Raw genomic sequence first — 14,484 nt, 5'->3', positions numbered from 1 at the left:
ACGGCAGCGCCAGCAACAGCGTGAAGGCCACGGTGCGCGACGAGCACGGCAACATTCTGTCAGGCCAGAAGGTGAGCTTCACCGCAGACAACAGCGCGACCATTGCCGCCAGCGGCACCACCGGCAGTGACGGTTCGGTCACCGTGACGCTGACCAGCAAAAAAGCCGGAGCCAGCAGGGTGACCGCAACGATCAACGGCAGCAGTCAGAGCCAGACGCTGAGCTTTGTCGCCAACGCCGGTACCGCGCGGATTATCAGCGGCGATCTGGTCGTGGTCAGCAATAACGCGCTGGCCAACGGCAGCGCCAGCAACAGCGTGAAAGCCACGGTGCGCGACGAGCACGGTAACATTCTGTCCGGTCAGAAGGTCAGCTTCACCGCGGACAACAGCGCGACCATCGCCGCCAGCGGCACCACCGGGAGCGACGGTTCGGTCATCGTGACGCTGACCAGCAAAAAAGCCGGAACCAGCAGGGTGACGGCAACGATCAACGGCAGCAGCCAGAGCCAGACGCTGACCTTTGTCGCTAACGCCGGTACCGCGCGGATTATCAGCGGCGATCTGGTCATCACAGCCAATAACGCGCTGGCCAACGGCAGCGCCAGCAACAGCGTGAAAGCCACGGTGCGCGACGAGCACGGTAACATTCTGTCCGGTCAGAAGGTGAGTTTCACCGCTGACAACAGCGCAACCATCGCCGCCAGCGGCACCACCGGCAGCGACGGTTCGGTCATCGTGACGCTGACCAGTAAAAAAGCCGGAGCCAGCAAAGTCACCGCAACGATCAACGGCAGCAGCCAGAGCCAGACGCTGACCTTTGTCGCCAACGCCGGTACCGCGCGGATTATCAGCGGCGATCTGCTGGTGGTCAGCAATAATGCACTCGCCAACGGCAGCGCCAGCAACAGCGTGAAAGCCACGGTGCGCGACGAGCACGGCAATATTCTGCCAGGTCAGAAGGTGAGTTTTACCGCGGACAACAGCGCGACCATCGCCGCCAGCGGCACCACGGGCAGCGATGGCAGCGTGACTGTGAAACTGACCAGCAAGAAAGCCGGAGCCAGCAGGGTGACGGCAACGATCAACGGCAGCAGCCAGAGCCAGACGCTGACCTTTGTCGCCAACGCCGGTACCGCGCGGATTATCAGCGGCGATCTGCTGGTGGTCAGCAATAATGCACTCGCCAACGGCAGCGCCAGCAACAGCGTGAAAGCCACGGTGCGCGACGAGCACGGCAATATTCTGTCAGGTCAGAAGGTGAGTTTTACCGCGGACAACAGCGCAACCATCGCCGCCAGCGGCACCACCGGCAGCGACGGTTCGGTCACCGTGACGCTGACCAGCAAGAAAGCCGGGCAAAGCAAGGTGACGGCAACGATCAACGGCAGCAGCCAGAGCCAGACGCTGACCTTTGTTGCCAACGCCGGTACCGCGCGGATTATCAGCGGCGATCTGGCCGTGGTCAGCAATAACGCCCTCGCCAACGGCAGCGCTGCCAACAGCGTCAAAGCCACGGTGCGCGACGAGCACGGCAATATTCTGCCAGGTCAGAAAGTCAGTTTCACCGCGGACAACAGCGCGATCATCGCCGCCAGCGGCACCACCGGGAGCGACGGTTCGGTCACGCTGAAACTGACCAGCAAAAAAGCCGGGCAAAGCAAAGTGACCGCGACGATCAACGGCAGCAGTCAGACCATTGCGGTCATCTTTTCGGGTGACGGCAGCAAAGCGCTGCTCGCAAGTCTGACAATCGTCACGAACAATGCGGGTGCGGATGGTCGTGCTACCAATAGCGTAAAAGCGACGGTAACGGATGCAAGCGGTACGCCCCTGCCCGGCCTGAACGTCAGTTTCAGCGCGAATAACGGCGCGCGTATTACATCAGGCGGAGCGACCGACAGCAGCGGCGCTACCACGGCCACGCTAACCAGTTACAACACGGGCCAGAGCAACGTCACAGCGACCATCAATGGTACCAGCCAGACGCTAAGCATCACCTTTAGTCCGACGGCTTACACCCTGGCGGTAGCGCAGAGGGATTTCAGTACCGCCTCATACCAGTTCAGCATGATAGTGTCGAATGTGGTGGCGAATAAATTGACCGCTTCTTCGCAAGGTTCGCTTACCCAGGAAGTGACGTTGGGCCAGGATCTCACCGCGACCTGCCCATCGGGTACGCGAAAATATGCTCAGAAGGTGGTGCTGATTGAAGGCGGGAGAAAACTGCGTTCTGTTTATCAGGGCATTGCTCAGTTCTCCCCTTTCCAGGGCAAACCTGCCGCAAGTTCGGTGAGCCTGGCCTACTCTAACGTCAAAACGAACGATCCGCAGAACTATCCGTTGGACAAAATCACCGCTGCGCAGTGGGTGTCCGGGGGAACCTACACCCTGACGCGCAACACCACGCTCGGTAACATTAAGGTGTTGCTGAATTTTGACAGTTCAACCTTCAATATCGGCAGCTTTGGAGTCTCAGGGAATGGATCGGTAAATATCAGTTTGGGAAATAAGAAACTGCCGCTGGTGACGACCTCCGCCCGTTCGCTTAATTACATGGCAGGCGGTGGCCCGTGTAACTAAGCGATAACTGAGCAATAAAAAACCCCCATCAGTCGTTTGACTGCTGGGGGTTTATTACGTAGAGCGCGGATTATCAGACAGCGGTCTGGAAAATCACGCCTTCGGCTTTATCCGTATACTGTTCGAGCTTATCAAAGTTCAGGTAACGGTAGGTATCCACGGCGGTTTTATCCACCTGCGCCATAAAGTTTTGATACTCGTCCGGCGTCGGCAGTTTACCGATTAGCGCCGCAACCGCCGCCAGCTCCGCAGAAGCCAGGAAGACGTTCGCGCCGGTACCTAAACGGTTCGGGAAGTTACGCGTTGAGGTGGAGACCACCGTTGCGCCATCCGCCACGCGCGCCTGGTTACCCATGCACAGCGAACAGCCAGGGATCTCGATACGCGCGCCGCTCTTACCAAACACGCTGTAGTAACCCTCTTCGGTCAGCTGCGCTGCGTCCATACGCGTTGGCGGCGCAACCCACAGGCGGGTCGGCAGCTGGCCTTTGTGGCTGTCCAGCAGCTTACCGGCGGCGCGGAAGTGACCGATGTTGGTCATACAGGAACCGATAAAGACTTCATCAATGCTCTGGCCCTGTACATCAGACAGCAGACGCGCATCGTCCGGATCGTTTGGCGCACACAAGATTGGCTCTTTGATTTCCGCCAGATCGATATCGATAACCGCTGCGTACTCGGCATCGGCGTCTGCTTCCAGCAGTTGCGGATCAGCCAGCCATTTCTCCATGCCCTGCACGCGGCGCTCCAGCGTACGGCGATCGCCATAGCCTTCGGCAATCATCCACTTCAGCAGCACGATGTTTGAGTTCAGGTACTCAATAATCGGTTCTTTGTTCAGCTTGATAGTACAACCGGCAGCAGAACGCTCGGCAGACGCATCGGTCAGCTCAAAAGCCTGCTCGACTTTCAGGTCCGGTAGCCCTTCGATTTCCAGAATGCGGCCAGAGAAGATGTTTTTCTTGCCTTTCTTCTCAACGGTCAGCAGACCCTGTTTGATAGCATACAGCGGGATGGCGTGAACCAGATCGCGAAGCGTAATGCCCGGCTGCATTTTGCCTTTAAAGCGCACCAGTACAGACTCAGGCATATCCAGCGGCATCACGCCTGTTGCGGCGGCAAACGCCACCAGGCCTGACCCGGCAGGGAAGGAAATACCGATCGGGAAACGGGTGTGGGAGTCGCCACCGGTACCGACGGTGTCCGGCAGCAGCATACGGTTGAGCCAGGAGTGGATAACACCGTCGCCAGGGCGCAGCGAGACGCCGCCACGGTTCATAATAAAGTCCGGCAGCGTGTGGTGCGTGGTGACATCAACTGGTTTCGGATACGCCGCAGTGTGGCAGAACGACTGCATCACCAGGTCAGCAGAGAAGCCCAGGCATGCCAGGTCTTTCAGCTCGTCACGCGTCATCGGGCCAGTGGTATCCTGCGAACCGACAGAGGTCATTTTCGGCTCACAGTAGGCGCCAGGGCGAACGCCCTCTACGCCGCAAGCGCGACCGACCATTTTCTGCGCCAGCGAGTAGCCACGGCTGCTTACCGCCACATCTTTCGCCTGGCGGAAGACATCGCTCGGCGGCAGGCCCAGCGCTTCGCGCGCTTTGGTGGTCAGGCCGCGACCAATAATCAGCGGAATACGACCACCGGCGCGGACTTCGTCGATAAGCACATCGGTTTTCAGCTCAAAGCTCGCCAGCAGTTCGCCGGTTTCGTGGTTGCGCACTTCTCCTTTGAACGGGTAAACGTCAATCACGTCGCCCATGTTCAGATTGTTAACGTCCACTTCGATGGGCAGCGCACCCGCATCTTCCATGGTGTTGAAGAAGATTGGCGCAATTTTGCCGCCCAGCACCAGACCACCGCCGCGTTTGTTAGGCACGAACGGAATGTCGTCGCCCATAAACCACAGCACGGAGTTGGTTGCCGATTTACGTGAAGAACCGGTACCGACCACATCACCGACGTACGCCAGCGGGAAGCCTTTTTGCGCAAGCTGTTCTATCTGTTTAATTGGGCCGACGCTGCCAGGCTGATCCGGTTCGATCCCTTCACGGGCGTTTTTCAGCATCGCTAGTGCGTGCAGCGGGATATCCGGGCGCGACCATGCATCCGGAGCCGGAGAGAGGTCGTCCGTGTTGGTTTCACCCGTCACTTTAAAGACGGTCACGGTGATTTTTTCTGCCAGCGCCGGGCGGCTCAGGAACCACTCTGCATCGGCCCAGGATTGCATCACCTGTTTGGCCCAGGTGTTCCCGGCTTTGGCTTTCTCTTCCACATCGTAGAAGTTATCGAACATCAGCAGGGTGTGGGACAGCGCTTTGGTGGCAATCGGTGCCAGCGCGTCGCTATCAAGAGCTTCAATCAGCGGGTGAATATTATAACCACCCTGCATGGTGCCCAGCAGTTCGATCGCTTTTTCAGGGGTTACCAGCGGAGAGGTCGCTTCGCCTTTGGCGACAGCGGCAAGGAAACCTGCTTTTACATAGGCGGCTTCATCAACGCCCGGCGGAACACGGTTTGTCAGCAGGTCTAACAGGAATTCTTCTTCGCCAGCTGGCGGGTTTTTCAGCAGCTCAACAAGCGCTGCCATTTGGGTTGCATCTAGCGGTTTTGGCGCAATCCCCTCTGCAGCACGTTCGGCTACGTGCTTACGGTATTCTTCTAGCACGACGGTTCTCCTCGCTCTCATTGTCATAATGCGGCAGGCGTTTCTCTTCACGCTCCTGTGAGACAGCAGTTTGTAGGGTAAATCCGCGAACCGCGTCGGCCAGCATAGCAGGATTTTGACAGGCTGTTAATCCGTTTACAAAAAAGCAACATTAAATATTAGCTGAATCGTTACGAAAGAAATAAACCAGGCGGCGGAAGGTCTGGCGAGAAGATAAAAATCGTTTTACAGGCGCAAAACGGCCCCGCAGGGCCGTTGTTATGAAGTTGTTACTTTATAGCAAGAAGCCGCAAAATCTTATTGTGCTCATACTGGAGCGGCGTGATGGTTTCATCGACCAGCTCGCCCAGCACGTACTTTTTCACCGTCTCGCGGTTATCCACCTTCTCGTGCTGGCCTACGCTTGCCAGCGCTCCCTGGGAGTTGTAATTGAGCGTGGTGGTGCTCTCTTCGTCATTCTCCAGCATATGGTAATAGTAGTTCTGCGACGATTTTGTGGTGCTCAGCGACAGCGGCGTCGCCGGATCGAGCGCGGTATACCAGCTGGCGCTGAGATGGCTGCGGTTCGTTTGCCTGATGCTCTTCGAACCATCATTACGCGCTATCTCCTGGGTATTTTGCGAAGCCTGATACGCAAAGCTCTGCTTCTCATCGCTGCGCGCCGGGTTGAGCGATTTATCCGCCTGCGTTAAAGAGAGAGAAAAATCATTCAGCCCGCTCAAACGCGAAGCGCCGGAGCGAATTGTCGCGACCTCTGTCGGCGAGGCGCTTTGCGCGCTGACGGTGCTATTGAGCGCACGGAACACCGATTTCATGGCGGCCATTTGCCCCAGATCACCGTGCCCGTCGGTACGCGCTTTATCAAGCTTGTTGTCCCAGGCTTTTAGCGCCAGCTGCTGCTGCGAATAGCTGGTGGGTAACGTCTGGCTGGCGATGTCGCTGGTCATTTTCAGCGAAAAGTTCTGGTCTTCATAAGCGACCCAGCGCTCGCTGGCATCCGCGTGGAAATTCAGCGATTGCAACGTGGTGTCGCCACGGCGCATATCTGTTTTCAAATCGACGGATTTCAGCAGGTTGCTGTTAAATTGGGTTAAATCGCCAATATCCAGCTCCGGTGGCTCTCTGCCCAGACCGTCCAGCGTTTTACCAAACGCCCTGCTTAAATTCGCCACCGCCTCAGCTTCGTCTTTATTAAGCGATTTGCCTTCGGTTTTCACCTCAACCGCAAGGCCATCATTCTGTCGTGACAGGGTGAGATGCACGGTGGAGCCAGTCTGGGTCACAATATTAAGCGTCACCGCCGATTTCGTGGCGCCGCTGACGCCAGCAGCCAGCGAAGTGCCGCTGATTGACTGAGAAATATCGCCGGGATTGCTTTCCAGGTTGCTGAGCAACGCGCTCCCCAGTCCACTCAGGGCTGAGACTGAGTTGCTGGCAGACACCGTATTCATCAGCGCCAGGATCTCCGGGTTGCCCTGACCGGGAGCCACTTTTTTGGCGGACAGATCGTAGACGGCGGCTATCTCTTCTGACTGACTGCCGAAGATAACTTTTGTGGATGCCACGGCTCCGGGGGGTGTTGCAGTATGACTGTTGCTGCCTACGCGCGCGCTTGGGGCAGCATTCACAGAAGGCGTCATATGCGCCACGGTGAGCTGTGACAAGCGGTTGATACCAGTTAACATGACGAAGAATCTCCCTGACTCGCCAGAAATGGTGGGTAACATAACATCGGCAGAAGTCGGGCAATATTTAGTCATCGCGGCAGAATTTCCAGCCACGTTCACAAATTCAGGGCAAAAAAAACGCCTCCGAAGAGGCGCTTATGCTGAGCGAAGCGTTATTTTTTCTTCGCTTTCGGGTTCGGCAGGTCGGTGATGCTACCTTCGAACACTTCCGCGGCCAGGCCAACGGATTCATGCAGCGTTGGGTGCGCGTGAATGGTCAGCGCGATATCTTCTGCGTCGCAACCCATTTCAATCGCCAGGCCGATTTCACCCAGCAGCTCGCCGCCGTTGGTGCCGACAATCGCGCCGCCGATAACACGGTGCGACTCTTTGTCGAAAATCAGCTTGGTCATACCGTCTGCGCAATCGGAAGCGATAGCACGGCCAGAGGCAGCCCATGGGAAGGTGGCGGTCTCGTAGCTGATGCCTTTCTCTTTCGCTTCTTTCTCAGTCAGACCAACCCATGCCACTTCCGGCTCGGTATAGGCGATAGACGGGATAACTTTCGGATCGAAGTAGTGTTTCTTACCGGCAATCACTTCAGCGGCAACATGGCCTTCATGCACGCCTTTGTGCGCCAGCATCGGCTGACCGACGATATCGCCGATAGCGAAGATGTGCGGCACGTTGGTGCGCAGCTGCTTGTCGACACGGATAAAGCCACGGTCGTCCACTTCCACGCCCGCTTTGCCCGCGTCAAGGTTTTTACCGTTCGGTACGCGACCAATTGCAACCAGCACCGCATCGTAGCGCTGCGGCTCGGCCGGGGCCTTTTTGCCTTCCATAGAAACATAGATGCCGTCTTTTTTCGCTTCAACGGCAGTCACTTTTGTTTCCAGCATCAGGTTAAATTTCTTGCTGATACGCTTGGTGAAGACCTTAACGATATCTTTGTCAGCCGCCGGGATAACCTGGTCAAACATTTCAACCACGTCAATTTCTGAACCCAGCGCATGATAAACGGTGCCCATTTCCAGACCGATGATACCGCCGCCCATCACCAGCATACGCTTCGGTACTTCTTTCAGTTCCAGCGCATCGGTGGAGTCCCATACGCGCGGGTCATCATGAGGAATAAACGGCAGCTGAATCGGACGGGAACCCGCCGCGATAATAGCGTTGTCGAAGTTGATCACGGTTTTGCCGTTTTCGCCTTCCACTTCCAGGGTATTCGCCCCGGTAAATTTACCCAGACCGTTAACCACTTTCACTTTACGGCCTTTCGCCATACCTGCCAGACCACCGGTCAGCTGAGTGATCACTTTCTCTTTCCAGGTACGGATTTTATCGATATCGGTTTTCGGCTCGCCGAAGACGATACCGTGTTCAGACAGCGCTTTGGCTTCTTCGATAACTTTTGCAACGTGTAGCAGTGCTTTAGAAGGGATACAACCCACGTTCAGGCAAACACCGCCCAGTGCGTTGTAACGTTCAACGATGACGGTTTCCAGACCTAAATCAGCGCAACGGAAGGCAGCAGAGTAACCTGCCGGGCCTGCCCCAAGTACCACGACCTGAGTTTTGATTTCAGTACTCATCATGACCTCTTATTGATTTCCGGCGGTCAGGGGTACTTCATGTCGCCCTTCATCCACCGGGACGTTCTATCCGCACGTATTTTACAAAATTGTTAACAATTTTGAAACAACAAACGGCAAACGATTTGTCCTTTGCCCCTGATAACCCCACAGGCTCTATGAGATTACCAGAAAAAAGCCGGCCGTCAGGGCCGGCTTTTCGATTACATCACCAGACGGCGAATGTCGGACAGCGTATTATTGATGATGGTGATAAAGCGCGCACCATCGGCACCGTCAATGACACGGTGGTCGAAGGAGAGCGAAATCGGCATCATCAGACGCGGTACAAACTCTTTACCGTTCCAGACCGGTTCCATAGACGATTTGGACACGCCGAGGATGGCCACTTCCGGTGCGTTAACAATCGGCGCAAAATGGGTGGTGCCCAGGCCGCCGATGCTGGAGATGGTGAAGCACCCGCCCTGCATTTCGCCAGCGGTCAGCTTACCGTCACGCGCTTTTTTGGAGATGGTCATCAGTTCACGAGAAAGCTCGATGATGCCTTTCTTGTTCACGTCTTTGAATACCGGAACCACCAGGCCATTTGGCGTATCAACGGCAACACCGATGTTGATGTATTTCTTCAGCGTCAGCTTCTGACCGTCTTCCGACAGGGAGCTGTTAAAGCGCGGCATCTGCTCAAGTGCTGCAGCAACGGCTTTCATGATGAAGACAACCGGGGTGATTTTCACGTCCAGTTTACGCTTCTCAGCTTCCACGTTCTGCTGTTTACGGAACGCTTCCAGATCGGTGATATCAGTTTTGTCGAAGTGCGTAACGTGCGGGATCATCACCCAGTTACGGCTCAGGTTAGCACCCGAGATTTTCTGGATACGACCCAGTTCCACTTCTTCGATTTCGCCGAACTTGCTGAAGTCCACTTTCGGCCACGGCAGCATGCCAGGCAGACCACCGCCGGTCGCGCCAGCAGCCGGTGCAGATTCGGCACGTTTCACCGCTTCTTTCACGTAAGCCTGCACGTCTTCGCGCAGGATACGACCTTTACGGCCTGTCCCTTTCACTTTCGCCAGGTTAACACCGAACTCGCGCGCCAGGCGACGAATCAGCGGCGTTGCGTGTACGTAAGCATCGTTTTCAGCGAAGTCAGATTTACCTTCTGCTTTTGCCGGAGCAGCCGGTTTAGCCGCCTGCGCAGCAGGTGCCGGAGCGGCTTCCTGTTTCGCGGCCGGGGCCGCCGCAGGAGCAGCGCCTTCGACTTCGAAGACCATGATCAAAGAGCCGGTGGAGACTTTGTCGCCCACGTTCACTTTCAGCTCTTTAACCGTGCCCGCGAACGATGCCGGAACTTCCATTGAGGCTTTGTCGCCCTCAACGGTGATCAGCGACTGTTCAGCGGAGACTTTGTCGCCCACTTTGACCAGCACTTCGGTCACTTCAACTTCGTCACCGCCGATATCCGGTACGTTCACTTCTTTCACGCCCGCAGCTGCAGCCGGAGCGGAAGCCGCTTCTTCTTTGACCTGCGGTTTGGCTTCAGATGCCGCCGGAGCCGCGCCTTCGACGTCAAAAATCATAATCAGCGAGCCGGTGGAAACTTTGTCGCCGGTGTTGATTTTAATTTCTTTCACGGTGCCCGCGAACGGTGCCGGAACTTCCATCGAGGCTTTGTCGCCTTCAACGGTGATCAGCGACTGCTCAGCGGAGACTTTGTCGCCCACTTTCACCAGCACTTCGGTCACTTCGACTTCGTCGCTACCGATATCCGGCACGTTCACTTCTTTGGCTGCTGCGGCTGCTGGTGCAGCGGCCGGAGCAGCTTCTTTCTTCTCTTCTGCCTTAGCAGGTGCAGCATCAGCTGCACCGTCGGCGGAATCGAAAATCATGATCAGTTTGCCCGTCTCGGTTTTATCGCCAACAGAGACTTTGATCTCTTTAACGATACCCGCTTGCGGTGACGGAACTTCCATAGAGGCTTTGTCGCCTTCTACGGTGATCAGCGACTGTTCAGCTTCAACTTTGTCGCCCACTTTGACCAGAATCTCGGTGATCTCTACTTCATCAGACCCGATGTCCGGTACTTTGATTTCGATAGCCATTATCTCTTTACCTCTTACGCCAGACGCGGGTTAACTTTTTCTGCATCGATGTTGAACTTGGTGATTGCTTCCGCCACCACTTTCTTGTCGATTTCGCCACGTTTAGCCAGTTCGCCCAGAGCTGCTACAACCACGTAAGAAGCATCCACTTCGAAGTGGTGACGCAGGTTTTCACGGCTGTCAGAGCGGCCAAAGCCATCGGTACCCAGTACGCGGTAATCATCAGCCGGTACATAAGTACGAACCTGCTCGGCGAACAGTTTCATATAGTCAGTCGATGCAACTGCCGGTGCGTCGTTCATCACCTGAGCGATGTACGGAACGCGCGGTTCTTCAGTCGGGTGCAGCATGTTCCAGCGTTCGCAATCCTGGCCATCACGCGCCAGTTCGGTGAAGGAGGTGACGCTATAAACGTCAGAACCTACGCCGTAGTCTTTCGCCAGAATCTGTGCTGCTTCACGTACGTGACGCAGGATAGAACCGGAGCCCATCAGCTGAACTTTGCCTTTGCTGCCTTCGACGGTTTCCAGCTTGTAGATACCTTTACGGATACCCTCTTCCGCACCCTGCGGCATCGCAGGCATGTGGTAGTTTTCATTCAGCGTGGTGATGTAATAGTAAACGTTTTCTTGTTTTTCACCGTACATACGCTCCAGGCCGTCGTGCATAATCACAGCAACTTCGTAAGCATAAGCCGGGTCATAAGAGATACAGTTCGGGATGGTCAGTGACTGAATGTGGCTGTGGCCATCTTCGTGCTGCAAACCTTCACCGTTCAGGGTCGTACGGCCTGACGTGCCGCCAATCAGGAAGCCGCGAGCCTGCTGATCGCCTGCCGCCCAGCACAGGTCGCCGATACGCTGGAACCCGAACATGGAGTAGTAGATGTAGAACGGGATCATCGGCAGGTTGTTGGTGCTGTAAGAGGTCGCAGCAGCCAGCCAGGATGCGCCTGCGCCCAGCTCGTTGATACCTTCCTGCAGAATTTGACCTTTCTCGTCTTCTTTATAGTACGCAACCTGCTCGCGGTCCTGCGGGGTGTACTGCTGACCGTTCGGGCTGTAAATACCAATCTGACGGAACAGACCTTCCATACCAAAGGTACGCGCTTCGTCGGCGATGATTGGCACCAGGCGATCTTTGATGGATTTGTTCTTCAGCATCACGTTCAGTGCACGCACGAAAGCGATGGTGGTAGAGATCTCTTTGCTCTGCTCTTCCAGCAACTGAGAGAAGTCCTCAAGCTTCGGCAGATCCAGCTTCTCGGTGAAGTTCGGCTGACGAGACGGCAGGTAGCCTTTCAGCGCCTGACGGCGTTCATGCAGATACTTGTGCTCTTCGGAGCCTTCCGGGAAGGTGATGTAAGAGAGTTTTTCAACTTGCTCATCAGTAACAGGCACATTGAAACGGTCGCGGATATAACGCACGCCGTCCATGTTCATTTTCTTCACCTGGTGAGCGATGTTTTTACCTTCGGCGGTATCGCCCATGCCGTAACCTTTAATGGTATGGGCCAGGATGACGGTTGCTTTGCCTTTGGTTTCCTGCGCTTTTTTCAGTGCAGCATAGATTTTCTTCGGATCGTGACCGCCACGGTTCAGCGCCCAGATCTGATCGTCAGTCCAGTCAGCAACCAGCGCGGCGGTTTCCGGGTATTTACCGAAGAAGTGCTCACGCACATACGCGCCGTCTTTGGATTTGAAGGTCTGATAGTCGCCGTCAACGGTTTCGTTCATCAGCTGAATCAGTTTGCCGCTGGTGTCTTTGCGCAGCAGCTCATCCCAACGGGAACCCCACATTACTTTAATCACGTTCCAGCCAGCACCGGCGAAGATGCCTTCCAGTTCGTTGATGATTTTGCCATTACCGGTAACCGGGCCATCAAGGCGCTGCAGGTTACAGTTAATGATAAAGCACAGGTTATCCAGTTTTTCACGGGTCGCGATAGTGATCGCGCCTTTGGATTCCGGCTCGTCCATTTCGCCATCGCCGAGGAAAGCGTAAACGGTTTGTTCAGAGGTATCTTTCAGGCCACGGTGTTCCAGATATTTCAGGAATTTCGCCTGGTAGATCGCGCCAATCGGCCCCAGACCCATGGATACGGTCGGGAACTGCCAGAACTCCGGCATCAGTTTCGGGTGCGGGTAAGAGGAGAGACCGTTGCCATGCACTTCCTGGCGGAAGTTGTTCATCTGCTCTTCGGTCAGGCGGCCTTCAACAAACGCACGCGCATAAACGCCCGGGGAGATATGACCCTGGAAGTAAACCAGATCGCCGCCGTCTTTCTCGTTGCGAGCGCGGAAGAAGTGGTTGAAGCACACTTCGTAAATGGTTGCGGAAGACTGGAAGGACGCCATGTGGCCGCCCAGTTCAAGATCTTTTTTGGACGCGCGCAGAACGGTCATGATTGCGTTCCAGCGGATAGCTGAACGAATACGGCGTTCCAGATCCAGATTGCCCGGGTATTCCGGCTCATCTTCAACGGCAATAGTGTTTACGTAGTTGCTTGCTCCGGTGCCCGCAGCCACTTTCACCCCACCTTTGCGGGCTTCTGAAAGCAGCTGGTCAATCAGATACTGAGCACGCTCAACACCTTCTTCACGGATAACCGATTCGATCGCCTGTAACCAGTCGCGAGTTTCGATCGGATCCACGTCATTTTGTAAACGTTCTGACATGGGGTATTCCTTATCTATCTAATACGTTGATTTGTCTGGAACCTGTCCCATTGCGCCCTCTTGCCGCGTTGCGTCCGGATGTATACCGAAAAACACTGCAAGCTGAATTATTGGGCATCTAAAGACGCAATAAGACAGGTTCTACGTTAGTTGCCGCGCTCTAAATTGTTGGCGCTTGTGTTACAAATTTCCGGCGCAAAACGCGCCAGAAAATCTTAATTCTTTCGTTGTTCCAGCCGGCGAAGCGAGCGCTCACGGCGGCTCTGTTCGCGGCTGCGATCCAGCAGAATCTCTTCGATAAATGCCAGGTGACGGTGCGAAGCTTCACGCGCCTCTTCCGGTTCCCCGGCCATGATCGCGGCGAAAATCCGCGAACGATGGTTACTGACCAGCGGGAGCATTTCCCGGCGTGCGTACAGTAATTCGAAATTCTGCCGAACGTTTTGTGCCAGCATCGGCTCCATGCAGCGTAGCAGATGAAGCAACACCACATTATGTGCCGCTTCAGTTACGGCGATTTGATACTGGAGGACAGCGTCGGACTCCGCGTCCAGATCGCCTGATTCTTGCGCCAGTTCAATGGCGTGATGCAGCTCCTTGATGCGCGCCTTGTCTTCTTCCGTGCTGCGTAACGCAGCATAGTAGGCGGCGATGCCTTCCAGGGCATGGCGAGTTTCGAGTAGGTCAAATTGGGATTCAGGATGTTCGGCCAGAAGCTCCACCAGCGGATCGCTGAAGCTTTGCCACAGGCTGCTCTGGACAAAAGTCCCGCCACCCTGGCGACGCAGAAGCAGCCCTTTTGCTTCGAGGCGCTGAATGGCCTCGCGCAGCGAAGGACGAGAAACGTCGAACTGTTTTGCCAGCTCGCGCTCCGGAGGCAGTTTCTCACCAGGACGCAGAGTCCCTTCGAGGATCAAAAACTCCAGTTGCTGCTCGATCACATCGGAGAGTTTTGGTTGGCGGATTTTGCTATAGGCCATTGTTCCCTGTCTTTGCCATTCGACCAGAGTAAATTGGTCTTACCAATTTCATGTTCTTGACGCTAAAGTAACAAAGTATTCACCTTCTGTCCATACAGGTTTTGATTGAAGTCAGTAAAGCATGCACATTTTAACAATCTTACAGAAATAGCGTTTCAAAAATGTAACGATGCACAAAAGAGACGTTTACCCACAAAGAGGCAGATTTA

General features: G+C 55.4%; 7 protein-coding genes. 1 reads left to right on the top strand and 6 read right to left on the bottom strand.

All coding sequences use genetic code 11. The features are described 5' to 3' along the window. The coding region (locus ACTU3N_RS02815; protein ID WP_443084610.1) for an Ig-like domain-containing protein at window positions 1-2,582 on the top strand (2,582 nt) is incomplete at its 5' end. Between the two features lie 73 nt (window positions 2,583-2,655). Here ACTU3N_RS02815 and acnB read toward each other — a convergent pair. The 6 genes from acnB to pdhR all read right to left on the bottom strand — a co-directional run bounded on the left by acnB (window position 2,656) and on the right by pdhR (window position 14,275). Continuing rightward, window positions 2,656-5,253, bottom strand: a complete 2,598-nt coding sequence (acnB, locus tag ACTU3N_RS02810) for a bifunctional aconitate hydratase 2/2-methylisocitrate dehydratase (RefSeq protein WP_443084609.1) — start codon at window positions 5,251-5,253, stop codon at window positions 2,656-2,658. A 269-nt stretch (window positions 5,254-5,522) separates the two neighbouring features. After that, complete coding sequence (locus ACTU3N_RS02805) at window positions 5,523-6,938, bottom strand: hypothetical protein (RefSeq protein WP_443084608.1); 1,416 nt, start codon at window positions 6,936-6,938, stop codon at window positions 5,523-5,525. Between the two features lie 155 nt (window positions 6,939-7,093). Beyond that, window positions 7,094-8,521 carry a dihydrolipoyl dehydrogenase gene (lpdA, locus tag ACTU3N_RS02800; RefSeq protein ID WP_443084607.1) on the bottom strand — a complete coding sequence of 476 codons (1,428 nt, stop codon included), beginning with the start codon at window positions 8,519-8,521 and terminating at the stop codon, window positions 7,094-7,096. A gap of 200 nt (window positions 8,522-8,721) precedes the next feature. Then, window positions 8,722-10,617 carry a pyruvate dehydrogenase complex dihydrolipoyllysine-residue acetyltransferase gene (gene aceF / locus ACTU3N_RS02795; RefSeq protein ID WP_443084606.1) on the bottom strand — a complete coding sequence of 632 codons (1,896 nt, stop codon included), beginning with the start codon at window positions 10,615-10,617 and terminating at the stop codon, window positions 8,722-8,724. 14 nt (window positions 10,618-10,631) lie between these two features. Continuing rightward, a complete protein-coding gene (aceE, locus tag ACTU3N_RS02790; protein WP_443084605.1) occupies window positions 10,632-13,295 on the bottom strand; it encodes a pyruvate dehydrogenase (acetyl-transferring), homodimeric type in 2,664 nt (887 codons plus the stop codon). A 215-nt stretch (window positions 13,296-13,510) separates the two neighbouring features. Continuing rightward, window positions 13,511-14,275, bottom strand: a complete 765-nt coding sequence (pdhR, locus tag ACTU3N_RS02785; RefSeq protein ID WP_443084604.1) for a pyruvate dehydrogenase complex transcriptional repressor PdhR — start codon at window positions 14,273-14,275, stop codon at window positions 13,511-13,513. Between the last annotated feature and the right edge of the window lie 209 nt (window positions 14,276-14,484).

Source organism: Vagococcus sp. WN89Y, assembly GCF_052220145.1.
Taxonomy (GTDB): domain Bacteria; phylum Pseudomonadota; class Gammaproteobacteria; order Enterobacterales; family Enterobacteriaceae; genus Kosakonia.
This window is presented reverse-complemented; position numbering and strand designations above follow the sequence as displayed.

What these genes read in the sequence shown, in the direction of transcription:
- lpdA (WP_443084607.1), bottom strand. Translation starts at nt 8,521, where the DNA reads ATGATGAGTACTGAAATCAAAACTCAGGTCGTGGTACTTGGGGCAGGC.
- aceE (WP_443084605.1), bottom strand. Translation starts at nt 13,295, where the DNA reads ATGTCAGAACGTTTACAAAATGACGTGGATCCGATCGAAACTCGCGAC.
- ACTU3N_RS02805 (WP_443084608.1), bottom strand. Translation starts at nt 6,938, where the DNA reads ATGTTAACTGGTATCAACCGCTTGTCACAGCTCACCGTGGCGCATATG.
- pdhR (WP_443084604.1), bottom strand. Translation starts at nt 14,275, where the DNA reads ATGGCCTATAGCAAAATCCGCCAACCAAAACTCTCCGATGTGATCGAG.
- aceF (WP_443084606.1), bottom strand. Translation starts at nt 10,617, where the DNA reads ATGGCTATCGAAATCAAAGTACCGGACATCGGGTCTGATGAAGTAGAG.